This window comes from Streptomyces sp. NPDC055099 (assembly GCF_053607685.1).
On the sequence record NZ_JBSGUA010000010.1, the window covers coordinates 304,278 to 328,665 of the forward strand.

Sequence of the window (24,388 nt, forward strand, 5' to 3'; positions counted from 1 at the left end):
GTGAGCCTCTAGCTTCCTCCATCCCGCCCAGCCAGGAGACCGTCATGACCGGAACCCACAGCTTCGCCTCCCGCGCCGCACTGTTCGCCGTCCCGCTCGCCGTCGCCGGTCTCCTCGGCACGGCAGCCGCCCCCGCCGTGGCCGCCCCTCGGCCCGGCCACGGCACGTCTTTCACCTGCCGCGGCGAGGGCGTCGACCCCGATGCGCTCGTCCGCCACCGGACCGAGACCGTGATCCACGCGCCGCTGAGCACCATCTGGAAGCTGCAGACCGACGTGGAGAACTGGCCGTCCTGGCAGACCCCCGTCACATCGGTGGACCGCCTCGACCACGGCCCCTTGCGCAAGGGCTCGGCGTTCCGGTGGACGACGCCGATACCGCCCAACCCGGCGACCCCCGCCACCAGCCTGGACATCACCTCCACCGTCGAGCAGCTCAAGCGCGACGCGTGCATCCGCTGGACGGGCCCCGCGATCGGCGAGGGGCTGCGCATCGACGGCGTCCACGTGTGGACGTTCACCAAGATCAAGGGCGGTGTCCTGGTCCGCACCGAGGAGACCCACACCGGAGAGCAGGTCGAGGCGAACGTCCCCGCCGCGACCGAGATCCTCGGCCAGGGCCTCGAAGCGTGGCTGGGCGCACTGAAGACCACGGCGGAAGCGCGCGCCGGCCACCACGACCGCTGAACGACGAAGGCGCGGCACCCCGGCGACCGCCGGTGTGCCGCGCCCTGTCGGTGCGCGCGTGACGTTACTTCGGAAGCTTCGCCTCGATCGCGGCGACGACCTCGGGGGCGTCCGGCTCGGTCTGCGGGGCGAACCGGGCCACCACCTCGCCGCCCGGTGAGATCAAGAACTTCTCGAAGTTCCAGCGGACGTCGCCGGTGTAACCCTCGGCGTCCGCCGTGTCCACGAGGCGCTGGTACAGCGCGTGCCGGTCGTCGCCGTTCACGTCGACCTTCTCGGTCATCGGGAACGTCACGCCGTACGTCGCCGAACAGAACTCGGCGATCTCATCGGACGTACCGGGCTCCTGGCCCATGAACTGGTTGCAGGGCACGCCGAGCACCGTGAAGCCACGGCCCGCGTACTTCTCCTGGAGGCGCTCCAGGCCCGCGTACTGCGGGGTGAGCCCGCACTTGGAGGCGACATTGACGATCAGGACGGCCTTGCCCAGGTACTGGCCCAGGTCCGCCGGGCCGCCCTGCAGGCTTTCGATCTCTACCGCGTCATAGACAGACATGCTCCGGAGCCTACGCTCCGGCAGGCGCGTCCTCACGGGGAGACCGGCACAGGGGCACAGGCCGGCCTGCTATGGGCGCGGCTCCGTCCGCTCCGACAGCTCGGCGCGCCACTGGCGCGGCCATTCCCCCGAGGGCGGGGGAGCGCCACCGATGCCGAGGTCGCCGCGCGCGCTCTCGTAGAAGTGATCGCGTGCGGCACTGGCCAGCTGATGCGCTCGGGCCCAGTCGGACGACGCGCTGACGCCCTCCCGTACGAGAAGTTCTATGGTCCACACGGCCTCATGCCACTTCCGGGCCGCCGCGATCGTGGCCGCGTCCCCGACGAGCAGCATCGATTCCCACTCGGCCGCGCGATGGGACTCGGCCTCGGCCAGCTCGGCGAACCCGTGGCTCGGCTCCAGCGGATCGGTCACGTCCGTGTAGCCCATGGCCGCACCGATGCGCTGAGCGGTCCGCAGCTGCACCTTGAGGGCATTTCCGTAGCGGATGTACGTCTCGAACCGCTTCTCGTCCCAGCGTTCCAGCTTCTGGATCTTCCACTTGCGCCGCTCGGTCAGGCTCTGGGCCGCGTAGGACCCCACGGAACCCACCACGACACCGATCAGCGCGGGCAGTTGGTCGGCAAGCGCCATGATCCCCCCCTCGTCACTCCGAGACTATCGCCGTCCGGTTCAGCCGCCCCCGGGCGACCAGTTCGACGGTCGTGGCCACCGCGATGGCCTGGACCGCCATGAGGGCGATCAGGACGAACAGTTGCACCGCGCCCGCGAGGACCGGTGACGCGCCGCCCAGGAGCATGCCGACGAAGGCTCCGGGCAGGGTGACCAGACCTACCGTGCGGGTCTGGTCGAGGCCGGGGAGCAGGGCGTCCGACGCGGCGGGGCGGATCACCTCCAGGCGGGCGTCCCTGTCGAGCATGCCGAGGGCGAGCCCCGCCTCGAACTCGCCCTTGCGGGAGCTGAGTTCGTCCAGGGAGCGGCGCCCGCCGAGCACCGTCGCGGTCAGCGCGCCGCCGATCAGGATGCCCGTGACGGGGATCATGGCGATGCCCTTCACCGGCAGCAGACCGGCCAGCGTCAGTGCCGCCACCACCGGGACGACCGGGACCGCGATCGGCAGCGCCGCCCACCACCAGGTGCCGTTGGAGGTGATGCGGCGCCCCGCCGTGCGCGCGGCGACGGCGAACATCAGGAGAAGGAAGGCGAAGAGCGCCACGACGTGGTGGATCACCCAGCCGATGACCAGGGACACCACGCCGAGCTGCACGGCCGCCCGCACACCGGCCACCAGGATCTCCCGCGCCCTTCCGTACGTGCCGTCGGGGGAGAGGCGGAACACGGCGGCGGCCGTGGCGGCGACGAGCAGCAGCACGAGGAGCACCACGCCGAGCGTCGCGTTGACCGGCAGCAGGGCGTCAGCAGCGAGATCACGCACCAGCCCACCCTAGGACCCATCTGGCGGCGCGCCGCGCCGGTGATCGGGACTTGTGTGTCCGGGGTCGTCGCGAACGGGCCCGGTCTGTGAGGATGCGGGGAGATGCATGTGCTGCCGGGCGGGCAGGTGACGCCGGGAGCAAGACCGGAAGAAAGAAGGGCTGACCTCATGGCGCAGCAGGTACAGGGCGTGATCGCGCGCGCGAAGGGCGAGCCGGTACGGATCGAGACGATCGTCGTGCCGGACCCGGGGCCCGGGGAAGCCGTGGTGAAGGTGCAGGCCTGCGGGGTCTGTCACACCGACCTGCACTACCGCGAGGGCGGCATCAACGACGACTTCCCCTTCCTGCTCGGCCATGAGGCGGCGGGGGTCGTGGAGTCGGTCGGGGACGGCGTCACGGAGGTCGCGCCCGGCGACTTCGTGATCCTCAACTGGCGCGCGGTGTGCGGCCAGTGCCGCGCATGCCTGCGGGGCCGCCCCCAGTACTGCTTCGCCACGCACAACGCCAAGCAGAAGATGACCCTCCTGGACGGCACCGAGCTCTCGCCCGCACTCGGCATCGGCGCCTTCGCGGAGAAGACCCTCGTCGCCGCGGGGCAGTGCACCAAGGTCGACCCGGCCGCCTCGCCCGCCGCGGCCGGACTCCTCGGCTGCGGGGTCATGGCCGGTATCGGCGCCGCCATCAACACCGGCAACGTGGGCCGCGGCGACTCGGTCGCCGTCATCGGCTGCGGCGGCGTCGGCAACGCGGCGGTCGTGGGCGCGCGACTCGCCGGAGCCGCGAAGATCATCGCCGTCGACATCGACGACAAGAAGCTTCAGACCGCGAAGAGCCTGGGCGCCACGCACACCGTCAACTCCCGCTCGGCGGACCCGATCGAGGCGGTCCGTGAGCTGACCGACGGCAATGGAGCCGACGTCGTCATCGAGGCGGTCGGCCGCCCCGAGACGTATGAACAGGCCTTCTACGCACGCGACTTGGCGGGCACGGTGGTCCTGGTCGGCGTGCCGACGCCGGACATGCGCATCGACCTGCCGCTCCTCGACGTCTTCGGGCGCGGCGGCGCGCTCAAGTCGAGCTGGTACGGCGACTGCCTGCCCTCACGCGACTTCCCGATGCTCATCGACCTCTACCGGCAGGGGCGCCTCGACCTGGACGCGTTCGTCACGGAGACGATCGCCCTGGCCGACGTGGAGAAGGCGTTCGAGCGCATGCACCACGGGGACGTCCTGCGTTCGGTGGTGGTCCTCTGATGGCCGCGCGCATCGATCACCTGGTCACCTCGGGCACGTTCTCCCTCGACGGAGGCACCTGGGACGTCGACAACAACGTATGGATCGTGGGGGACGACAGGGAGGTCGTCGTCATCGACGCGGCGCACGACGCGGACGCCATCGCGGCGGCGGTCGGCGAGCGCCGGGTCGTCGCGATCGTGTGCACGCACGCCCACGACGACCACATCGACGCGGCCCCGGCGCTCGCCGCCCGCACCGGCGCGCCGATCCTGCTGCACCCCGCCGACGCGGAGCTGTGGAAGCAGACCCACCCCGACCGCGCCCCCGACGGCGAGCTGTCCGACGGGCAGGAACTCACCGTGGCGGGCGTGGAGTTGAAGGTCCTGCACACCCCGGGCCACTGCCTGGGCGCCGTCAGTCTTTACGCGCCCGCGCTGGGCACGGTCTTCACCGGCGACACGCTCTTCGCGGGCGGCCCCGGAGCGACGGGCCGGTCGTTCAGCGACTTCCCGACGATCGTCGACTCGATCAGGGACCGCCTCCTCACCCTGCCCCCGGAGACGGTGGTGCGGACCGGGCACGGTGACAGCACGACCGTCGGCGCCGAGGCGCCGCATCTTCAGGAGTGGATCGCCCGCGGTCACTGACCGCACGGCACGTACCTGTTCGGCCCCGCGCGGTTCGCCGCGCGGGGCCTTTCGCGTACTGGCCCTGTCCCGCGATCTCCGATAAGTTAGGCAAGGCTTACCTAATGGAGGTTGAAGGATGGGTGTCCGTCACGCCAGCACGACCGTGCCCACTGCAGCGGCACGCGCTCGCTCACTGCTCACCACCGCCTGGTCCTGCGCGGTGACCACGGAGATCGGCAGGGATGAACTCGTCGGCGCGCACAGCGTCACGCCGGAGGGCATCCTCCTGCTGTCACCGCCCCCGGACAGCGCGCTCGCCACCGCGATGATCTGCGCGCCGCGCGGCGAACCGTCCACGCTGGTGGAGTTCGCCGACGTCGCCCCCGTACCGGTCAGGGACCGGATCCGGGCCCGGCTGTGGCTCTCGGGATCACTGGTACCCGACGGGGAGGGATTCATCTTCGCGCCGACCTGTGCCGTGCTGCACGACTCGGCCGGCGGCCGCGTCGGCATCGACCTCGACGAACTCGCCCTGGCCGTCCCCGACCCGCTGGCCGAGGCGGAGGCGCGGCTGCTCACCCACCTCGCCGACGCGCACGAGGACGCCGTCGAACAGCTCACCAGGCTCGTGTGCTCGGACAGCCTGCACGGCGTCGTCCGCGTACGCCCGCTCGCCATCGACCGCTACGCCCTGACGCTGCGCCTGGAGAAGGCCCGCAGCCAGGCGGATGTCCGGCTCGACTTCGACGAGCCCGTCGAAGACCTCGCCCAGGTGACCGAACGCATGCACGTCCTGCTCACCAAAGCCCGCCACCTGCGCCGCCCCCTACTGCGCCCCACGCCTCCCAACGCCTGAGTTCGCCGCTTTCATGGACCGCAGCGCGAGCACGAGTACACCGATGTCATCGAGAAACACCGGGTCCGGCAGCAGATCCGCCGGCAGGACGAGATAGGCGACCGCCCCCCAGAACACCCACTGGCGCTCGACCGGCAGCCCCGCCGCGCGCAGGGTGCGCCGCGTGCGGACCATACGTACGAGCAGCGCGATCGCGACCGCGAGTGTCGCGGCCACCAGAATCGCGCCGCCCACAAGGAGGACCGTGACTTCCGTGTTCACCAGACCCTGACCTCCGTCCTGCGACGTACCTCGACATACCGCGACGTACCGCGCGTTCCGCGCTTTCTGCGCGGGCCCTCGGCCCAGGCTATGGGTACCCGCGCGACGCCGCGCGAACATCCCGTGCCGCTTTCGCGTGACGGACTTTCTGCCCTTTCGTGACGGACCATGGAAACTGGCTTCACCGCATCATCGCCAGCTCCTCGAACTCCTTCCCGGAAAGGCAGAGATGAGCCAGATGAGCCAGACGCTGCTCACGGCAGGGCGGGTTCTGACAGGGCCGCGTGGCCAGTACGTCACCGACGGCGCCGTGCTGACGCAGGGCCCCGACATCGTCGCCGCGGGCGCCCGGGCGGAGGTCGAGCCCCTGGCACGCGGTGTGTCGCGGCGGTACGCGCTGCCCGAGGCCACGGTGCTGCCCGGCCTCATCGACGCCCACGTCCACCTGGTCTTCGACGCGAGCAAGGATCCGGTGGCCGTCCTGGACGCGCACAGCGACACCACCCTCATGGCGGCGATGGAAGAGCGTGCGCTGCGCTTCCTGCGCAGCGGCGTCACCACCGTGCGCGATCTGGGTGACCGCGGCCGCCTCACCCTGCGCCTGCGCGAGGAGATCGCCGCGTCCCGGGTGCCCGGCCCGCGCATCGTCGCCGCCACGACACCGCTGACCACCAAAGGCGGCCACTGCTGGTTCCTCGGCGGTGAGGTCGAGGGCGAGAGCGAGATGCGGGCCCTGGTCCGGCGCAACGCCGAGCTCGGCGCGGACGTCATCAAGGTCATGGCCACCGGCGGCGGCCTCACCCGGGGCGGCCCCGCGACCTGGCAGCCACAGTTCGACGCCCCCGGGCTGCGCGTGATCGTCCGTGAGGCGCACCGGGCGGGGCTGCCGGTCGCCGCCCACGGGCACGGCACCGCGGGGATCGTGGCCGCCGTGATGGCCGGCGTCGACACCATCGAGCACTGCACCTGGATGACGCGCAAAGGGTTCGACCTGCGCGAGGACGTCCTGGACGCCATCGTCGCCAAGGGCATCCGGATCTGCCCGACGATCAGCCCGAACTGGCGGATGCTGCCCATGTTCTTCGGCGCCGAGCGGGCCAAGGTGATGTTCGACCAGGTCCGCACGATGGCGGAGCACGGCGCACGGCTCATCGCGGGCACGGACGCCGGGGTCCAGCGCGCGGGCTGCGACGGCCTGGCCCAGAGCCTCGGCTTCTACCAGCACCTGGGGATCGAGCCCCACCGCGTCATCGACATGGCGACCACCGAGGCCGCCGACGCGCTGGGCATCGCCGACCACGTCGGGCGCCTGGCCGCGGGCTTTCGCGCCGACCTGATCGCGGTGCACGGCGACCCGCTCGCGGACGTGGCGGCCCTGGGGGGTGTACGGCTGATCATGGCGAACGGCAAGATGGTGGACCATGAGTGAAAGAACGTCACACCCCATACCCCCCGTCCAGGCGCTGATCGTGGTCGACATGCAGACGGCCTTCGTCACGGGCGACACCGCCGTTCCCGAAGCGGCCCGCGTCCTCGACCGGACGACCGACCTGATCACCCGGGCCCGTGCCGCCGGCGCCCTGGTGGTCCAGCTGCAGAACGACGGCGAGCCGGGATCCGACGACGAACCGGGCACCCCCGGCTGGGAGATCCACCTTCCCGTGGACACCGACCGGGGCGAGGCGGTCATCCGCAAGACCGTCGACGACGGCTTCGAGGGGACCCCGCTGCGTGAACTCCTCACCGAGGCCGGTGTGAGCGACCTCGCCATCTGCGGTGTGATGTCCGAGATGTGCGTGTCGGCGACCGCGCGCACGGCCCTTGAACTGGACTTCCGTGTGGTCCTTCCGCACGACGCGCACGCGACGCAGGACATCCCCGCCGCCGAGGGCATCAGCGACCTGATCCCGGCGGCGACGGTGTCCCGGGTCGCCGAATGGGCCCTCGGCGACGAGGTGGAGATCGTCGCGAGGGCCCAGGACGTCGGTTTCACCAAGCCATAAGCCAGGCGCGGGGCGAGCGGGGATCAGCGGGCGGTGTACGCGCCGTCCACCAGGTGGTAGCTGCCGTGGATGAACGAGGCCCGCTCCGAGAGCAGGAACACGATCAGCTCGGCGACCTCCTCGGAGTGACCGAGGCGGCCCGCCGGGTGCAGGGAGACGAGCGCGTCGTACGCCTCCTTGTCCATGCTCTGCAGGAGCGGCGTCTCGATGAAGCCGGGGCCCACCGCGTTCACGCGGATGCCCTTCGCGGCGTACTCGGCGGCGGCGGTCTTGGTGAGACCGACCACGCCGTGCTTGGCGGCGACGTAGGCGGGGGAGCCCGCGAAGCCGACGGAGCCCAGGATCGAGGCCACGTTCACGATGGCGCCCGCGCCCGCGGCCTCCAGGACCGGGAGTTCATAACGCATCGAGTAGAAGACGCCGTCGAGATTGGTGCGTATGACGCGGTTGTAGACGTCGATGTCGTACGCGCCCGTCGGCTTGCTCTCCCCGCCGATACCCGCGTTGTTTACCGCGAGGTCGAGCCCGCCGAACGTGTCCACGGCGAACCGCACCGCTGCCTCGACCGAAGCGGGCTCGGTGACGTCCACGGCCACCGCGGCGGCCTTGACGCCCTCCGCGAGAAGCTGGGCGGCGGCCTTCTCGGCGCCCTCGGCGTTGTAGTCGGCGATGACGACGGCCGCGCCGCCCGCGCCAAGACGGCGGGCGGTGGCCAGGCCGATGCCGGAGGCGGCGCCGGTGACCAGGGCGGTCTTGCCGGCGAACTCGGTGGCGTAGTCGGCGACGGGAGTGGTCGCGGGCGTGGTGGGGGTGGTGCTCATGGTGCTCTTCGCTTTCCTCATCCGATGTGGCGGGCGGCGAGTGCCGCCTCCCCGGTCAGGACGGCGTAGGCCTGCTCCACATGTGCGGCGAGGTCTGCGTCGTACTCGTGCCCGCCGCGCGCCCAGCTGCGCAGGGCGGCGGTCAGCACTCCGGCGGCGGCACCGACGACGACGGCCGGGCGCTGGTCCCGGGCGGGGTCGGTGCCAAGCCGGTCGGCGATGATCCGGACGGACTCGTCCTGGGCGTCGACCCGGACGCGTTCGTAGGCGGCGAACAACGCGGGCTCCGTGTCCACGAGCGCGAGCAGCTCCCGCCTCCGGGCCCTGCGGTGCGGGCCGGGGGACTCCGGGTCGGCGAGCCAGTCCTGCACCGCCGCGCGATAGGCGGCCAGCGGGGGCTCGTCGGCGGGGCGGGTGCGCAGGGCCGCGTTGATGCGGTCGCCGTCGGCGCGGGTGAAGTCGAGCGCCGCCGCCTCCTTGCCGCCGAAGTGGCGGCTGAAGGTGCGGCGCGTGACGTCGGCGCGCTCGGCGACGGCCTCCACGGTGACGGCCGCGAGGCCGTGCTCCAGGATCAGGTCGATGGCCGCGTCGGCGAGCGCCTCCCGGGTCTGCCGGGCCTTGCGCTGTCTGCGGTCCTCGCTGCCCGGGTCCGTGGCCTGGGCTCCTGAACCGGACTCCTTCGCCTTGTTCATGCCTTCGACTGTACACCCGAGATGTCCCAATGGGACACCTGTCCCGACGGGACTCCAGGTCGTGGGGCCGGCGGCTTTCTGTCCAGTACGCTCGTCTGCTCGCTCGGCCTGCTCGCCGCGACCGCGGTCGACATGACCGACCCGCAGGCCGCACTCGAGCAGGTTCTACCCGACTGGTTCACGCCGTTCTTTCTGCTCGCCCTGATCCTCGGCACGATCTCCATCAACGCCCTGACGGCCTACAGCGCGGGCCTCGCCCTGCAGGCCGTGGGCCTCCGCATCCGCCGCTCGTTCAGCGTGATCATCGACGGAGTCGCCGCTGTCTGCCTGACCCTATACGGGCTCCTGGTGTCCAATTTTCTCGACACCGTCAGCAATGTCCTGCAGCTCACCGTCATCCTGCTGGGCCCCAGTACGGCGATCTACGCGACGGACATCCTGCTGCGCCGCAACCGCTACGACGGCTCGGCGCTGACGGACGAAACCCCTGGTGGCCCCTACTGGTTCATCGCCGGGGTCAACGCCGCCGGAGCGCTCGCCCTCACCACCGGCACCGCCGCCGCAGCTCTCTGCGTCAACACCCTCTACACGGGGCCCGTGGCCGGCGCGTTGGGCGGCGTGGACCTGGCCCTGCCCGTCGGCATGGTCGTGGCGGCGAGCGTCTACGCCCTTCTGGCGCGCCGCACGATCGGTGTAGCGCACAGCGCGTGAAACACGGAGAGTAACTACGGCGAATTGGCCGCGAATATGCGCCGCGGGGTGGCCGAGGATGCCCCTCGGAGGTATGAACTGGCCCTGAGCGGGCAAGATGTAGATGCCATTCGCGGTGCCGCCCCAGACCCCGGCGGCGTCCGGCATCGGCCTCAGGGCCGCCGCCGCTCGCGTTGTCGTTACTCTTCGTATGCGGGGTGTAGGGAAATTGGGGGGTGGACCATGGGCACGCCCGACCCGGGCTTTGGGCTGCACCACCGTGTGGTCGACGAATCGATCGTTCTGACGTTCCGAGGCGAACTGGACGCCTGGGCGGATCAGGAACTCTCGCCGCGCGTAGCGGAGTTACTGGACCGGCCGGGCGCCGACGTGGTGGTGGACCTGAGGCAGGTCACGTTTCTGGACGCCGGTGGCCTGCGGCTGCTGGTGCGCATCAAAGGCCGGACCATCGCGAAACGGCGCACCCTGCGGCTGGTCCGCAGCAGTTCGCGCGTCTGGCGGGTGCTGCGCATCACCCGCCTCGACCGCAGCTTCACCGTCTTGGACAGCATGCCCGCCGCCCTCGACATGCCGGACGGTGAAGGCGAAGAGGGAAGCCTGAACAGGCCCGCCTAGAACCCCGGGCCCACTCACCTGGAAGCACAGATCCGCTATCGCTCCGGGGTCTGCCGGGACACGGTGGCCGGTTCTGGTTCGCCGGGGCCGGAGTTGACCACGGAGAGGCACTGCTCGGATACGGTGTGCGAGCTGTTTTTCGTTCCCGTGGACACGCGAGGAGTTGCCGAGTGGACCGCAGTTCTGTGATCCGGATCCGGACCGTTCTGGCCGCGCTGGGGGTGGCGACCGCGATGACGGCGGCGCCCACCGCGACGGCTGCGGCGGAGCAGAAGCCGGGGGCGCCGGCGGGCGGGGCATCGACCCCGGCGCCGCACGAGCCGTGCACCGGAGAGTTCCACAAGGACGCCCGACTCGGCCCGAAGTGGCTCCCCAACAAGTGGCAGGAGCCGGTGGGCCCGCTGCTCAAGGGGTGGAAGCGTACGGGCGGTCTCTCGCCGTCGGCCTTCCTGAAGAAGTACTGGGAGGGCCCGGCCGAATCGGGCGGCTGGAAGTACCCGCCGAACGACGGCTTCGAGACCGTCAACGGCCAGGTCGACAAGCACCCCGAGGAGCTGGAGGAGGGTGACCTGCTCGACCGGTTCGGTTCGGAGTACGGATCGTTCCTGGCCCCCGCGGGTGACTCCTACGCCGAACGCGCGCTGCCCCCGCAGAACCTCAACACCCGTGACGCCGCCGTCGCCTGTGACTACCGCGTGTACGAGGTGAGCAAGCCGTTCTCCGTCTGGCAGGGCGGGATCGCCCCCTGGTTCGCGCAGCCCGGCGGCGGCCGGCAGATCAAGCTCGACCCGGTCTTCCTCGATCCGGGCGAGGGTCAGCGCCTGAACGTGAAGTGGCTGCTCGATCACGGGTACCTCGAGCCCGCGACCGACTAGCCACGACCTACTGGACCGCAAGGAGCGCCTCGGTGATGGACGTCCGTGGACTACCCGCCGCCCTGCGCGAAGCCGGGGTCGCCGACGGCTACTACTGGATCGAGGGCGTCCACGAACCGTCCCCCACGCCCCCCGACTTCGTCTATCTGCGGAGGACTGACGACGGCGAGGCGTGGGAGAGCGGGACGTACGAACGCGGAACGCGTCACCCCCTCGCCCGGCACGTGGACGAGGGGGAGGCCTGCGCGCAGCTGCTGCGGCTGCTGCTGTGAGGCGGCGTGGCGTGGTGCCCGCGGGCGGTCAGCCCTCGGGGCGCAGCAGGCCGCGCTCGTATGCCTTGGCCAGTCGCTGGGGCACCAGGTAGGCGGAGCCGTCGACGGTGACCGGCACGAGCTGCGGGGTGGTGGCCTTCCACTGTGCGCGGCGGTGGCGGGTGTTGCTGCGGGACATCTTCCGCTTGGGTACGGCCATGGTTCGGGTCCTCTCTCGGCGGTGCGATGCCGAGGCTATATGAAAATGGGTCCCATTTCGAATTAAGGGCTGGACCTGTCGCGAGCGCGGCCTGAGTCCGTGGGGCGGGATCGTGGTTGACAGTCCGGACGCGACCGCGACAGCATCCCGGCGATGGAGATCACCGACCTGACCCCGGCGGAGCACCGCGTCTGGCAGGCGTTCCCGCTCGGCGAGGGCGTCGACTTCCGTGAAGACCCCGACGACGATCCCCGGGACGGCGGCTCCTGGGGACCCGAACGGACCGTACGCGCCGAGGTGTTGCGTGCGCTGCTGCTCAACGGCCCGACCCAGGACGGCGAGATAGCCGGCATGAAGCTGACGGGCGCCCGCATCACCGGGCGGCTCGACCTCCGGTACGGAACGGTCGAGCACCCTGTACGCCTGCGGTCCTGCCACTTCGAGGACACGCCGAACCTGTACGGGGCCCAGGTCCGTGCCCTGGTGCTGAGCGATTCGGTCCTGCCGGGGCTGACGGCTGGAACGCTGCGGGTGGAGCTGGTCCTGCGTATCACCTGCTGCCGGATCGCGGGGCCCGTTCGGCTCGCGGGCGCGCAGATCGCCGGGGCCTTCTTCGCCAACGGCGCGGAACTCGGCACGCCGCCGGGCCCCGACGAGCCGCCCGCCCTGAACCCCGCCGTCGCGGACGAAGCGGTGCTGCAGCTGAACCACGCGGACATCGGCACCGATCTGTGGGCCGTGGGTCTGGTGGCCCATGGGCAGGTCCGGCTGAACGGCGCCACCGTGGGAGGCCAGGTCAACCTCGACGACGCCGAACTGAACACCCCCGGTGAAGTCGCCCTGCACGCCGAGACCTTGTCGGTCGGCACCGATCTGCGGGCCATGCGGCTGCGCGCCCACGGCACGCTCAACCTCAGCGGCGCCAGAATCCCGCGGCACATCAACCTCGCCTACGCCCGCCTCTCCCACCCCGGCGGCTCGGCGCTGCGCGCCAGCAGCTGTGTCATCGGCGAGCTGTGGCTGCGGGAAGCCGCCCCGATCCAGGGCACCGTAAACCTGCGCCGCTCCCAGCTCGACCTGCTGCACGTCCCTCCCGAGGTGTGGCCGGGCCAGGTGAAGCTCGACGGCCTCGCGTACCAGAGGCTCGCCCCGCACCTGCCCGCCGAGCAACGGCTTCCGCTCCTGGAGCGCGAGGCGGGCGGCTACCTCCCGCAGGGCTACGAGCAGTTGGCCGCCGCCTACCGCACGGTGGGCGACGAGGCCGCCGCCCGCACCGTGCAACTGGCCAAGCTCCGCCGCCACCGGCGGACCCTGCCCCCGTACGCCAGGATCTGGGGGCACCTCCAGGACGTGACGGTGGGCTATGGGTTCCGGCCGATGCGCGCGGCCGGATGGCTGCTCCTCCTGCTGCTCACGGGCGCGCTCGCCTTCGCCCTGCACCATCCGCCCGCCCTGAAATCTGACGAGGCCCCCGACTTCAACCCCGTCTTCTACACCCTCGACCTGCTCATCCCGATCATCGGCTTCGGCCAGGAGCAGGCGTACGCGCCGGAGGGCTGGTACCAGTGGCTCTCGTATCTCCTTGTCGCCACGGGCTGGGTCCTGGTCACTACGGTCGCGGCAGGCATCACCCGCTCGCTCAGCCGGCAGTGACGAGCATCGCCGACCTGGACACAGACAGGACGACGATCGATATCCTCCAGCGAAACGCTCAAACGAACACCTGGCGGGTACGTCGTGAGGGGGCCGGCAGCATGCGGGAGCCGAGGGATGTCAGGCGGCAGCGGATACTCGCGGTCGTGGAGTCGCGTGGTGAGGCGCGGCTGAGCGATCTCGCCGACGACCTGGAGGTCTCGGTGATCACCGTGCGCCGGGACGTCGAAGACCTGGCCCAGGAGGGCAGACTGCGGCGCGGGCACGGGGTGGCGCGGTCCATCGGCGCCGTGGAGCGTGCTGCCGCGCCCGCCGAACCCGTGGCGAGCGGCGGCGCCGTGGCGCTGATGGTGCCGGAGCGGCACACCTACCTGTACGAGACGATGCACGGCGCCCGAGGCGTCCTGAACGAAGCCGGCATCCGGGTCGCCCTGCACATCGCCCCGCAGGTGGAGGGAGCCGAACGGCCGCTGGTCGAGCGGGTGTTGGCCGAGGGCGTACGGGGTCTGCTCATCGCCCCGCGCTGGCGCACCGAGGCCGAGGAGGAGGCGGACTACGCCTGGCTTGCGGCTTCGGGCGTGCCCACGGTCCTGATGGAGCGGCGTCCGCGCGCGGGCAGCGCGCTGCACGCCATGGACTCCGTCTGCACCGACCACTGGTACGGCATCCACCTCGCCGTCGACCACCTCGTGCGGCTCGGCCACCGGCGGATCGTCCTGGCCGCGCGCGACGACAGCCCGACGGCCCGCGCCCTGCGCGCGGCCTTCGCCGACATCGCCGCCGCCAGGAGCGAGGTCGACGACTGGAGCGTCATGCTGAGCGCCGAGGGCGCGGGCCCCGGCCGGGCGCGCGAGCCGCTCGACCTGGCGGCGCGATTGCGCGAGCGCGGGGCGACGGCCGCCGTGCTGCACGGTGACGTCGACGCGCTGATGCTCGTGCAGCAGCTCATGGACCGCGGGGTACGGGTGCCGCAGGACTGCTCGGTGGTGGCGTACGACGACGTGGTGGCCGCGCTCGGCAGCACCCCGCTGACCGCCGTGTCCCCGCCGAAGCACGAGGTGGGACGCACGGCGGCCGGGCTACTGCTGCGCAGGCTCGGTGAGTTGGCGGGTCCGGGCGCCGGTCCCGCACAGCGCGTGGAGCTTCTGCCGGAGCTCAAGGTCCGCGGATCGGCCACCGACATCGGGATCGTTTGACCGCTTCAGTTTCTTTTGATCGGTCTATTGACCGGCATCGTTCACGCGATCAGGATTCCCGTGTCCCGAACAAGAGCCGCGGGAGGCACCCATGCCTGGTCGACCGAACCGCCGGTCCCTGCTCGCCGTGACAGCCGCAGTTCCCATGGCAGGTGCGCTCAGCGCCTGTTCGGGCAGCACTGGCCGTACACCGAGCAGCAAGGGCGGCACCACACGCATCACGTTCTGGTCCGCACTGCGCGGAAGCCAGGAAGTGGTCGACGCGTTCAACAAGACCCACGACCGCATCCAGGTCGAGTTCCAGCAGATCCCGTCCGGCGCCATGGGCGGATACGCCAAGCTCAGCAACGCCGCCCGGGCCGGCAACGCCCCGGACGTCGCCACCCTCGAATACCCCCAGGTCCCCGGCTTCGCCATCGACGGCGTCGCCCGGGACATCACCCCACTCGTCAGCGACCGGCTGCGCGCAAAGCTGCTCCCGCAGGCCCTCGGCCTCACCACCTTCGAGAAGCGGATCTTCTCCGTGCCGCTCGACGTGGAGCCGATGGTGCTGCACTACCGCTCCGACCTGTTCGACCGGTACGCGATCCAAGTCCCGCGCACCTGGGCCGAGTTCACCGAGGCCGCCCGCGCCGTACGGGACAAGGCGCGCGACCGGCGCATCGCGCTCTTCCCCACCGACGGCGGCACCCAGTTCGCCGCGTGGGCCTGGCAGGCGGGCGCCCAGTGGTTCGACACCCGTGAGGGCGCCTGGAACGTCTCCCTGACGGACCGTCCGACCCGGGAGGTCGCGGCGTACTGGCAGCGGCTCATCGACGAGGAACTGCTCACCGTCAACGCCTCCGAGAGCAGGCACTACGACTCCCAGCTCGCGGAAGGCCTGGTCCTTGCCCGGCTCAGCGGTGCCTGGGACGCGGGCGCGCAGATGAACGCCAGGCCGGGCCAGAAGGGCCGGTGGGCGATAGCCCCGCTCCCGCAATGGGACCCCGGGAACCCGGTCGTCGGCACCCACGGCGGCTCCACGTTCGCCGTCACCAAGGACTCGCGGCACCCCGAGGCCGCCATGGAGTTCATCGAATGGCAGGTCTCGCACCCCGACGCCCTGCGCGCCCGGCTCTCCAGCGGCACCAGCAGCCAGTACCCGGCCGTCCCCGACCTGGTCCCCGTGGGCCGCAAGGCCTTCGACCGGTCCTACTACTCGGGCCAGGACATCTACCGACTCTTCGAGGAGCAGGCGGAGACGATCCGCGACGGCTGGGTCTGGGGGCCGCGGATGACGGCCACCCAGAAGGTGATGCAGGACGGCTTCGCCCGCGCGGGCGGCGGCAAGGGCTCCCTGCTCGACGCGGTGCGCGCGGCGCACGACGGCACCATGCCGGACCTCAAGGCCCTCGGCCTCGCCACCACCGAGCACAGCACATGACCGGCCCCCACGCCCCGGCGCGACAGCGGCCCACGTACCCCGTCGAGCACCAGAGCACCAGCAGAAAGGCAGGTGACCCCCGATGACCACGACCGCGCCCCCGGCCCGCGCCACCCGCACCGCCGACACCCCCGCAGCCGACCGCCGCGCCCCCGCGCGTGCGCGACGCCGCGAGCACCTGGCGGCCGGCGTCCTGATGACCCCCTTCCTGGTCCTGCTCCTGACGGTCTTCCTGATACCCGTCGGCACCGCGGTCTGGCTGAGCTTCTTCAGCGACGACCAGCCGGGCCTGGGCTTCGGCCCGGAACGCACGGTCTTCGTGGGCCTGCGCAGCTACACGGCCGTCCTCACCGACCCGACCTTCCTCGGCAGCCTCGGACTGGTCGCGCTCTACTGCCTGATCTACATCCCGCTGATGGTGGCCGGCGCCCTCGGCCTCGCCCTGCTGCTCGACTCGGGCGTCGTACGACTGCGCGCCTGGGCCCAGTTGGGCCTCTTCCTGCCGCACGCGGTACCGGGCATCATCGCGGCGCTCATCTGGCTCTACCTCTACACGCCCGGTCTCAGCCCGGTCGTCGACGTGCTCTCCCAGGGCGACATCCACATCGACTTCCTCGGCGTGAACACCGTGCTCCCCTCCATCGTGAACATCGCCCTGTGGAGCAACCTCGGCTACAACATGGTCATCTTCTACGCCGCCCTGCAGGCCGTGCCCCGCGAAGTGATCGAAGCGGCCGTGGTCGACGGCGCGGGACCCGTGCGCACCGCACTGCAGGTCAAGGCGCCCCTGGTGCGCTCCTCGATCGTCATGGTCGCGATGTTCACCCTGATCTGGGCGATGCAGCTGTTCACCGAACCGATGCTGCTCAGCCAGTCGTCCCCGATGGTCAACTCGCGCTTCTCGCCCAGCATGTACATCTACGACGCGGCCTTCACCCGCAACAACTACGGCCTGGCAGCAGCCGCCTCGGTGATCCTGCTCCTGTGTACGGTCGCCCTCTCCTACGGCGTCACCCGCTGGACCAACCGCTCCCAGAAGGAGGCCGCACGATGAGCGCCGACACCCTCAGCGCGCACCGCCCCCGCCTCCTGGGCCGCACCGTCGTGAACACCGTCGTCGGCATCGCGGTGCTCTATACGCTGCTGCCCGTCCTGTGGCTGGTGCTCGCCGCGTCCAAGAACCGCGACGCGCTGTTCAGCAGCAACTTCTTCGCACTGACGGACTTCTCCTTCGTACAGAACCTGCGCGACCTCTTCGCGATGGACGGCGGGCTGTACGGCCGCTGGTACACCAACAGCCTCCTCTACGCCGTTCTGGGCGCCGCGATCAGCGCCCTGGTGAGCGTCGCCTGCGGCTACGCCTTCGACAAGTACCGCTTCGCGCACAAGGAGAAGGTCTTCGGTCTGGTGCTCGCCGCGGTGATGGTGCCGCAGACGGTGCTCGCGCTGCCGCTCTACCTGATGGCCTCGGCCACGGGGGTGGTCGACACCTTCTGGGCGGTGTTCATCCCGGTCCTGTTCAACCCGTTCGGCGTCTATCTGGGGCGGATCTTCAGCCAGGGGTACGTGCCCGACGAGGTGCTCGAAGCGGCCCGGGTGGACGGCGCGGGGGAGCTCACCACGTATGTGCGCGTCTCCCTGCGGATGCTGGGCCCCGGTCTGGTCACGGTGTTCCTCTTCCAGCTCACCGCCATCTGGAACAACTTCTTCCTGCCGATGGTGATGCTCTCGGACGAGAAGCTTTACCCGGTCAGCCTCGGCCTCTACACCTGGAACAGCTCGGCCACCGTCTCGCCCGAGTACTACCCCGTGGTGATCATCGGTTCGCTCCTCGCGGTGCTGCCGCTGATCCTCGCCTTCGTTCTGCTGCAGCGCTTCTGGAAGTCGGGTCTGACCGCGGGCTCGGTCAAGTGAGGCAGGCGAACCATGTGCACCATGTGAAAGGGAATGTGTTGAAGAACGGCAGCCACCGTCCGCGTACCGCGCTCGCCATGGCCCCGGACGCGGCGAAGGCCGTGCTCGGCCCCGATGCCCTGGCCGCACTCGGCCGCGTCTGCGATCTGGTGCCGGACACCGTCCTGGACGACTTCACCACCGAGCGGGCACGCTCCGTGCTCCGGGACGTGGAGGTCCTGGTCACCGGCTGGGGCTGTCCGCCGCTGGACGCCGCCGCGCTCGCGGCGGCGCCCCGGCTGCGGGCCGTCGTCCACACCGCGGGGTCGGTACGCGGCCACATCACCCCGGAGTGCTGGGAGCGCGGCATCGAGGTGTCATCGGCGGCGGCGGCCAACGCGCTGCCCGTCGCCGAGTACACCGTCGCCATGATCCTGCTCAGCGGCAAGCGCGTCCTGGAGCGGGCCCGGGAGTTCAAGGCCACCAGGCGCCGCGACGAATGGCTCGGCCTGTCGCACGGCGTGGGCAACTACGGCCGTACGGTCGGCGTTCTCTCCGCCTCGATGATCGGCCGCCGCGTCATCGAGCTCCTGCGCCCCTACGACCTCCAGGTGCTGCTGCACGACCCGTACGTGTCCGACGAGGAAGCCGTGACGCTCGGCGTACGGCCCGTCGGCATCCGGGAGTTGTTCGCGAGCAGCCATGTCGTCAGCCTCCACACCCCCCTGCTGCCCGCCACCCGCGGCCTCGTCAGCCGTGAGCTGATCGCCGCGATGCGCCACCAGGCCGTGCTCATCAACACGGCCCGCGGGGCCGTCCTGGACCAGGACGCCCTCACCGAAGCCGCACTGGCGGGCCGTGTCCGCGCCGTCCTGGACGTCACCGACCCCGAAGTCCTGCCCCACGAGCATCCGTTGTGGGAGTGCGACAACGTCACGATCACCCCCCACCTCGCGGGTTCGCAGGGCAACGAGTGGGGGCGCCTCGCCGATCTCGCCGTCGCCGAGGTCGGCCGCTGGGCCGCGGGCGACGGTCTCGCCCATGCCGTACGACGCGAAAGGCTGGCCTACCTCGCATGAGTATCCCCGGACTGCCTGAAGACAACCGGGAGTTGAGCCCTCACACCGGCTACACGCGCGAGCACTGGGAGGTTGCCGCCGACGGTCTCCTGGGCGCCGCCTGGAAGTGGGCGACCCCGCGCGGCGCCCTGCTCGACCTGCCGGGACGGCCCTCCGCCTCCGGCGTACGGTCCGACGGCCTGGAGGGATACGCCCGCACCCTCCTCGCCGCCGCGTTCCGCGTGGCGGGCGCAGAGGGCAAGGACCCGCACGGCTGGCTCGACCGGTACGCGGAAGGCCTCGCGGCCGGCACCCGCACGCCGGGCCGCGACGACGCCGAGTCATGGCCGGTGATCCTGGACCATCACGTCCAGGGCCAGCCGATGGTCGAGTCCGCGTCCGTCGCCCTCGGCCTGCGGCTGACGCGCCCCTGGCTGTGGGACCGGCTCGACAGCGACGTACAGGACCGGGCGGCGCAGTGGCTGCGCGGCGCGATCCGCCACGTCCCCGCGCCCAACAACTGGTACCTCTTCCCCTACACCGTCGCCGGGTTCCTGGAGTCGGTGGGCCGCGGCGACGCGGAGACGGCCAGGGTGCGTGAGCGAGCACTCGACCTGCTGGAGACCTGGTACCGAGGCCAGGGCTGGTACGCCGACGGAGACGGCCGGGCCTTCGACCACTACAACGGCTGGGCGCTGCACCTGTACCCGACACTGGACGCCCAACTGTCTTCCGATCCCGCCGAGTTGCGTCGCCATGGCGCCCGCCTGCACGAGCACCTGGAGAGCTTCGGCCTCCTCTTCGGCTCCGACGGCGCACCGATCCACTTCGGCCGCTCCCTGACCTACCGCTTCGCCGCGGGCGCGTCCGTGGCCCTCGGCGCGCTCACCGGCCACACGCCCTTGAGCCCCGGCACCTCGCGCCGGCTCCTCAGCGGATCACTGCGCTACTTCCTGGACCGCGGCTCTGTGGGCGCCGACGGACTGCTGAGCCTTGGCTGGCACGGCCCGCACGACGCGAGCCTGCAGACCTACTCAGGGCCCGCGTCGCCGTACTGGGCGTCGAAGGCGTTCGTCGGCCTGCTGGCACCGGCCACCCATCCGCTGTGGACCGCCACGGAGGAACCAGCCCCCAGCGAGCGCCGCGACACGGTCCGCGCGCTGCCCGCGCCCGGCCTCCTCATACAGAGCACCCGCGCCGACGGGATCGTACGGCTGCACAACCACGGCAGCGACCACGCCCGCCCGCACGAGGCCGAGGTCGCGACCCACGAGGACCCGCTCTACGCCCGCCATACCTACTCCACGCGCACCGGCCCCACGGCGCGCGGCAACATCCCGGACAACCACATCGCGGTGGTGGTGGCGGGAGCACGCAGTGCCCGCACCCGCATCCACCCGCTGGGCGCCGGTCAGGGCGACGGCTGGGGCTGGGCGGCGTCCTGGCACACCCCCGCCTTCGTGAGCGGCGCGCCGATGGTGCCGGGGCTGCGCGTGGAGAGCGTCACGGTGGCCAAGGGGCCGCACGAGCTGCGCGTGCACCGCGTGGTCGGCGCGCCGCACGGCGTGCGCGTTACGCACACGGGCTGGGCGACAGGCCCCGAGGAGCCCCTGCACTCGGCGCTCCACCCCTTGCACGGCTGGACCGGCCACGACGAGCAACGCGCCCCTCAGGGAACGGCCTTCACCCGGTGGGCCCGCCTCCCACGCCTCACGGCCGAGGCGGAGGGCACGGCGGTGTACGCGGCCCTGGCCACCCTCACCACGAAGCCGGACCCCACGTCCTTGGCGGACACGGCCACGGTGGTGAGCGCGACGGAGGACACCATCGAGGTGCGGTGGACGAACGACGACTCCGTGACCCGAATCGGCTTCGGCCCACTGACCGTGGAGCACGACTGAGGACGGCGTCCGCTCGGCTCGGCTACTCCACCGCCACCTCCCCGCCCACCACCACGACGTCGGGCTTCGTCCCGGGGATGTCCTCGGGACGGATGCGAAGGATGTCCCGGGACAGGACGACGAAGTCCGCCAGCTTGCCCACCGTCAACGAACCCCGTTCCCTCTCAAGGAAGTTGGCGTACGCGGAGCCCATCGTGTAGCCGTGCACGGCGGTCTCCACGTCGAGGGTCTCGTCCGGCTGCCAGGCCTCGCCACCGCCGAGCGGGCGTCGGGTGAGCGCGGTGTAGATGCCCGCCGTGGGGTCCATCTCGGCGACGTTCCAGTCGCTGGAGAGCGCGAGCACCGCCCCCGCCTCGTGCAGGCTGCGCATCGGCCAGGCCTTGTGCCACCGGCCGGCGCCGATGTTCTCGGCCCAGTCCTGGCCCGGGCCCGCGATCTCGGGGGCGCAGTGGCGCGGCTGCATGCAGGCCACGACGCCCAGTGCGGCGAAGCGCGGGGTGTCGGCCGGGTCGAGGCACTCGACGTGGACGACCTGGTGGCGGGCGTCGCGCGGACCGTTGAGGACGCGGGCGTGCTCGACGGCGTCGAGGACCGTGCGGATGCCCCGGTCACCGGTGGCGTGCACGAAGCACTGGAAGCCGCGGGCGTCCAGCTTCGCGAGCAGCTCCGCGAACTCGTCCGCGGGGTAGAACGTGTCGCCCCGGTGCCGTCCGCACCCGGAGTACGGCTCCAGGAGCGCGGCCGTGCGGGGCTCGACGACATCGTCGATGTAGAGCTTGAGCGGGCCGACCCGCAGCCGGTCGTCCGCGAACCGCCGCGCGGCGTCCGCGAAGTCGTCCAGATCCGCGTCGGAGGTGCCGCGCGGATGGAAGAGCGCCGCCACGACGCGTGAACGCAGCCGCCCCTCCGCGCGGGCGCGGCTGAACAGCTCCAGGTCGTCCAGGGAGTTCTGCGGTTCGACGACCGTGGTGATGCCGTAGCCGATCGCGTCGTCCAGGCTCTTGGCCAGGCGCCCGTACTGCCGGTCGGGCGAGGCCCACGGCAGCCCGAGCTCGCGCAGTGCCCGGTGTCCGTCGCGGGAGAGACCCCTGATCGCGAAGTCCTTGATGAACCCGGTGGGTTCGCCCGTCTGAGGATCGGTCTCGGCGCGGCCGAACGGCAGCGACGTACGGTCGCGGTCGACGCCGAGCCGGCGCAGGGCGGCCGAGTTGAGCCAGGCGGTGTGGACGTCGTAGCTCAGGACGAAGGCCGGGGTGTCGCCGGTCACGGGGTCGAGGTCGGCGGCGTCCGGCATGCGGCCGCCGGGGATGGCGGAGTAGTCGAACGCCTCGGCCTCGATCCACTCGGCGTCCAGATGCGCGGCGCGCCAGGAGCGGATGCGGTCGTGGATCTCGTCGAGGGTGCGGGCACCGGCGAGCTGGACGCAGGCGTCGTCGGAGCCGAGGCGCACGTGATTGTGCGCGTCGATGAAGCCGGGCAGAACCAGGCGCCCGGCGCCGTCGACGACCCGTGTCCCCGCGCCGGTCCAGGCCTCCGCGTCCGCGTCGGGTCCGAGCCAGGCGATGCGCCCGTCGAGGACGGCGAGCGCCTCGGCCGAGGGGAGATCCGGGTCGACGGTGTGGATGCGGGCGTTGCGCAGGACGAGATCCGCGGGCCTGGGGGTGGTGCTGGTCATGAGGGGTGAACTCCTGGGGCGATACGTATGGGTGGTTCGGGTCGGGCGAGAAGGGCCGGGGGGCGGCTCAGGCGGAGGCCGGCAGGGACGCGTGAACGCTGCGCCGGGCCAGCGCCCAGTACGTGAGCCCGGCGACGAGCGAGCCGAGCAGGGTGAGGTCACCGCCGCCGAGCGGAGCGACCAGCGGCCCCGTCCACAGTTCCGAGTCGCAGGTCAGAGCGGCGAAGGCCATCCCGGAGGCGAGGGCGGCCATTCCGGCGGGGTGGAAACCGGCCCGGTACCAGTAGGCCCCCTCGCGGCCGGTGGTGTGCAGCGCCGCGGTGTCGTACCGGCAGCGGCGCAGCAGCATGTCGGCGAGGAACACTCCGCCCCAGGGCGCGAACACGATGATCAGGAGCGAGAGGAAACTGAGCAGCGACTCGGTGAAGTCGGTGAGGAACAGCGCGCCGAGCGAGCCGAGCCCCGTCACGACGACGCTGATGACGATGGCCTTGGCGCGGCTCCACGGGATGCCGAGGACCTGGAGGTTGAGGCTGGAGGAGTACAGCGTGAGGATCGAGTTGGTGACCGAGCCGCCGAGCACGAGCAGCAGGAACACCGGCTGGAACCAGCCCGGAAGCAGCTTCTCCACCCCCGCGACCGCGTCCGTCATGTCGGCCTGCGTGGCGGCCGCGACGCCCGCGACTCCGAGCGCCACGGAGGAGACGAGACCGCCGAGCGCCCCGGCGACGGTGAGAGACCGCAGGGAGGTGTCCCGGGGCAGGTAGCGCGTGTAGTCGGCGGGCATCGGCAGATACGAGAACGGCCCCGCGAGCATCACCACGAACGCGAGCGTCCAGCCGGAGAAGCCCGCGCCACCGCCCGCGGCCGCACCGAATTCGGCGTCGGGCAGCACGAACACGAGCAGCACCCCGAAGCCGGCCGCCAGCACGTACGCCATCCAGCGCTCGGCGAGCTGCACGGTGGCATGGCCCCACATCGCCACGGCGAAGGTCATCGCGAGGGTCACCGCGAGAGCGAGCGCACGTGCCGCGTCACCGCCCGCCCAGCCGAGGTCGGCGAAGAGGGCTTCGAGTGCCAGCGTGCCGACCACGGTGTTCACGATGGTGTAGCCGATGGAGACCACCCAGTTGAGCAGCCCGGCGGGGAAGTTCCCGAGGACGCCGAAGGCGGCGCGGGAGATGACGAGGGTCGCGGTGCCGGTGCGGATGCCGCTGAGCCCGGCCGCGCTGATGACGAAGAAGGAGAGCCCGCCGATCACGACCACGGCGGTGGCCTGCCAGAAGCTGAGGCCGAAGCCGACCGCGAGGGCGCCGTTGATGACGTAGGTGAAGGTCAGGTTGGAGCCGAACCAGAGCCAGAACAGGTCCTTGGCGCTGCCGTGCCTGTCCTCGTCCGGGATCGGGTCGATGCCGTGGGTCTCGACCCGGAACACCTCGTCGCTGGTGACGCCGGTGCCGATCCCGGCGGTGGTCGTTCCGGTGGTCGTTCCTGTGGTTCTCCCGGAGGTCGTTCCGGGGGAAACCGGGGCCTCTCGCGTCATGCGGGCACCTCACTCTCCGGCACCCAGACTTTGAATGCCGTTCTATGACCTAGAACGGCATTCAAAATGCGCCACGGTCCTCGGTGCCGTCAAGACCCTGCGGGAAATCGGTCGCGGGCGGCGGGGATAGGGTCGGCGGGTGGAGCAGGACGCGCGGACCGGAACGGGAGCAGGCGTGGCACGACGGCGGGACGGACAG

The 24,388-nt window shown here is 71.3% G+C and carries 25 protein-coding genes and 1 pseudogene; 17 read left to right on the top strand and 9 right to left on the bottom strand.

Annotation, left to right across the window (positions count from 1 at the left end; genetic code table 11):
• The first annotated feature begins 44 nt into the window (after positions 1-44).
• Positions 45-686, top strand: coding sequence for an SRPBCC family protein (locus ACWFRU_RS25170; protein WP_453690425.1), 642 nt, complete (start codon positions 45-47; stop codon positions 684-686).
• 64 nt (positions 687-750) lie between these two features.
• Here the strand turns inward: ACWFRU_RS25170 and ACWFRU_RS25175 are convergent, their stop codons facing one another.
• The 3 genes from ACWFRU_RS25175 to ACWFRU_RS25185 all read right to left on the bottom strand — a co-directional run bounded on the left by ACWFRU_RS25175 (position 751) and on the right by ACWFRU_RS25185 (position 2,677).
• Positions 751-1,242: a glutathione peroxidase gene (locus ACWFRU_RS25175; RefSeq protein ID WP_453690426.1), complete on the bottom strand. Its 492-nt coding sequence runs from the start codon at positions 1,240-1,242 to the stop codon at positions 751-753.
• A gap of 69 nt (positions 1,243-1,311) precedes the next feature.
• Positions 1,312-1,875 carry a hypothetical protein gene (locus tag ACWFRU_RS25180; protein ID WP_453690427.1) on the bottom strand — a complete coding sequence of 188 codons (564 nt, stop codon included), beginning with the start codon at positions 1,873-1,875 and terminating at the stop codon, positions 1,312-1,314.
• 13 nt (positions 1,876-1,888) lie between these two features.
• Positions 1,889-2,677 (bottom strand): ABC transporter permease, encoded by a 789-nt coding sequence (locus tag ACWFRU_RS25185; RefSeq protein ID WP_453690428.1) that lies wholly within the window; start codon positions 2,675-2,677, stop codon positions 1,889-1,891.
• A gap of 168 nt (positions 2,678-2,845) precedes the next feature.
• Between ACWFRU_RS25185 and ACWFRU_RS25190 the strand changes: the two genes are divergently transcribed.
• The 3 genes from ACWFRU_RS25190 (at position 2,846) to ACWFRU_RS25200 (ending at position 5,398) form a co-directional block, all read left to right on the top strand.
• Complete coding sequence (locus ACWFRU_RS25190; protein ID WP_453690429.1) at positions 2,846-3,931, top strand: S-(hydroxymethyl)mycothiol dehydrogenase; 1,086 nt, start codon at positions 2,846-2,848, stop codon at positions 3,929-3,931.
• Positions 3,931-4,560 (top strand): MBL fold metallo-hydrolase, encoded by a 630-nt coding sequence (locus ACWFRU_RS25195; RefSeq protein WP_453690430.1) that lies wholly within the window; start codon positions 3,931-3,933, stop codon positions 4,558-4,560. Before ACWFRU_RS25190 ends, ACWFRU_RS25195 begins: the two co-directional genes overlap by 1 nt.
• 118 nt (positions 4,561-4,678) lie before the next feature.
• Complete coding sequence (locus ACWFRU_RS25200; RefSeq protein ID WP_453690431.1) at positions 4,679-5,398, top strand: DUF2470 domain-containing protein; 720 nt, start codon at positions 4,679-4,681, stop codon at positions 5,396-5,398.
• Here ACWFRU_RS25200 and ACWFRU_RS25205 read toward each other — a convergent pair.
• Positions 5,369-5,659, bottom strand: coding sequence for a YkvA family protein (locus ACWFRU_RS25205; protein WP_453690432.1), 291 nt, complete (start codon positions 5,657-5,659; stop codon positions 5,369-5,371). The genes ACWFRU_RS25200 and ACWFRU_RS25205 overlap by 30 nt on opposite strands.
• A gap of 229 nt (positions 5,660-5,888) precedes the next feature.
• Here ACWFRU_RS25205 and ACWFRU_RS25210 point away from each other — a divergent pair, with 229 nt between their 5' ends.
• Entirely contained in the window at positions 5,889-7,088 is a 1,200-nt protein-coding gene (locus ACWFRU_RS25210) for an amidohydrolase family protein (protein WP_453690433.1), read from the top strand.
• Complete coding sequence (locus ACWFRU_RS25215; RefSeq protein WP_453690434.1) at positions 7,081-7,662, top strand: isochorismatase family protein; 582 nt, start codon at positions 7,081-7,083, stop codon at positions 7,660-7,662. Before ACWFRU_RS25210 ends, ACWFRU_RS25215 begins: the two co-directional genes overlap by 8 nt.
• 23 nt (positions 7,663-7,685) lie before the next feature.
• On the opposite strand, the gene ACWFRU_RS25220 is transcribed toward ACWFRU_RS25215, so the two are convergent.
• Both ACWFRU_RS25220 and ACWFRU_RS25225 read right to left on the bottom strand, forming a co-directional pair.
• Entirely contained in the window at positions 7,686-8,483 is a 798-nt protein-coding gene (locus tag ACWFRU_RS25220; RefSeq protein ID WP_453690435.1) for an SDR family NAD(P)-dependent oxidoreductase, read from the bottom strand.
• A gap of 17 nt (positions 8,484-8,500) precedes the next feature.
• Positions 8,501-9,175, bottom strand: a complete 675-nt coding sequence (locus ACWFRU_RS25225; RefSeq protein ID WP_453690436.1) for a TetR/AcrR family transcriptional regulator — start codon at positions 9,173-9,175, stop codon at positions 8,501-8,503.
• A 69-nt stretch (positions 9,176-9,244) separates the two neighbouring features.
• Between ACWFRU_RS25225 and ACWFRU_RS25230 the strand changes: the two are divergent.
• The 4 genes and pseudogenes from ACWFRU_RS25230 to ACWFRU_RS25245 form a co-directional block, all read left to right on the top strand.
• Positions 9,245-9,886 (top strand): annotated as a pseudogene (locus ACWFRU_RS25230) (cytosine permease); the annotation flags it as partial.
• 222 nt (positions 9,887-10,108) lie between these two features.
• Entirely contained in the window at positions 10,109-10,501 is a 393-nt protein-coding gene (locus ACWFRU_RS25235; RefSeq protein WP_453690437.1) for an STAS domain-containing protein, read from the top strand.
• Between the two features lie 233 nt (positions 10,502-10,734).
• Positions 10,735-11,376, top strand: coding sequence for a TNT domain-containing protein (locus tag ACWFRU_RS25240; RefSeq protein ID WP_453690476.1), 642 nt, complete (start codon positions 10,735-10,737; stop codon positions 11,374-11,376).
• A gap of 35 nt (positions 11,377-11,411) precedes the next feature.
• Positions 11,412-11,648: a hypothetical protein gene (locus tag ACWFRU_RS25245; protein WP_453690438.1), complete on the top strand. Its 237-nt coding sequence runs from the start codon at positions 11,412-11,414 to the stop codon at positions 11,646-11,648.
• 28 nt (positions 11,649-11,676) lie between these two features.
• Here ACWFRU_RS25245 and rpmF read toward each other — a convergent pair whose 3' ends face one another.
• The gene (rpmF, locus tag ACWFRU_RS25250) at positions 11,677-11,847 is read right to left on the bottom strand and encodes a 50S ribosomal protein L32 (RefSeq protein ID WP_160503106.1); all 171 of its coding nucleotides are present in this window, start codon (positions 11,845-11,847) and stop codon (positions 11,677-11,679) included.
• A gap of 153 nt (positions 11,848-12,000) precedes the next feature.
• Between rpmF and ACWFRU_RS25255 the strand changes: the two genes are divergently transcribed.
• The 7 genes from ACWFRU_RS25255 (at position 12,001) to ACWFRU_RS25285 (ending at position 20,971) form a co-directional block, all read left to right on the top strand.
• Positions 12,001-13,500 (top strand): membrane-associated oxidoreductase, encoded by a 1,500-nt coding sequence (locus tag ACWFRU_RS25255; RefSeq protein WP_453690439.1) that lies wholly within the window; start codon positions 12,001-12,003, stop codon positions 13,498-13,500.
• Positions 13,501-13,601: 101 nt separating this feature from the next.
• Positions 13,602-14,696 carry a substrate-binding domain-containing protein gene (locus ACWFRU_RS25260; protein WP_453690440.1) on the top strand — a complete coding sequence of 365 codons (1,095 nt, stop codon included), beginning with the start codon at positions 13,602-13,604 and terminating at the stop codon, positions 14,694-14,696.
• A gap of 91 nt (positions 14,697-14,787) precedes the next feature.
• The gene (locus tag ACWFRU_RS25265; protein WP_453690441.1) at positions 14,788-16,119 is read left to right on the top strand and encodes an ABC transporter substrate-binding protein; all 1,332 of its coding nucleotides are present in this window, start codon (positions 14,788-14,790) and stop codon (positions 16,117-16,119) included.
• An 82-nt stretch (positions 16,120-16,201) separates the two neighbouring features.
• A complete protein-coding gene (locus tag ACWFRU_RS25270) occupies positions 16,202-17,173 on the top strand; it encodes a carbohydrate ABC transporter permease (protein ID WP_453690442.1) in 972 nt (323 codons plus the stop codon).
• The gene (locus tag ACWFRU_RS25275; RefSeq protein ID WP_453690443.1) at positions 17,170-18,033 is read left to right on the top strand and encodes a carbohydrate ABC transporter permease; all 864 of its coding nucleotides are present in this window, start codon (positions 17,170-17,172) and stop codon (positions 18,031-18,033) included. The genes ACWFRU_RS25270 and ACWFRU_RS25275 overlap by 4 nt, the downstream gene beginning before the upstream one ends.
• A 77-nt stretch (positions 18,034-18,110) precedes the next feature.
• The gene (locus ACWFRU_RS25280) at positions 18,111-19,091 is read left to right on the top strand and encodes a hydroxyacid dehydrogenase (RefSeq protein WP_453690477.1); all 981 of its coding nucleotides are present in this window, start codon (positions 18,111-18,113) and stop codon (positions 19,089-19,091) included.
• Complete coding sequence (locus ACWFRU_RS25285) at positions 19,088-20,971, top strand: DUF2264 domain-containing protein (RefSeq protein ID WP_453690444.1); 1,884 nt, start codon at positions 19,088-19,090, stop codon at positions 20,969-20,971. The genes ACWFRU_RS25280 and ACWFRU_RS25285 overlap by 4 nt, the downstream gene beginning before the upstream one ends.
• A gap of 22 nt (positions 20,972-20,993) precedes the next feature.
• On the opposite strand, the gene ACWFRU_RS25290 is transcribed toward ACWFRU_RS25285, so the two are convergent.
• The gene (locus ACWFRU_RS25290) at positions 20,994-22,646 is read right to left on the bottom strand and encodes an amidohydrolase (RefSeq protein WP_453690445.1); all 1,653 of its coding nucleotides are present in this window, start codon (positions 22,644-22,646) and stop codon (positions 20,994-20,996) included.
• 67 nt (positions 22,647-22,713) lie between these two features.
• Positions 22,714-24,189: a purine-cytosine permease family protein gene (locus ACWFRU_RS25295; protein WP_453690446.1), complete on the bottom strand. Its 1,476-nt coding sequence runs from the start codon at positions 24,187-24,189 to the stop codon at positions 22,714-22,716.
• Between the last annotated feature and the right edge of the window lie 199 nt (positions 24,190-24,388).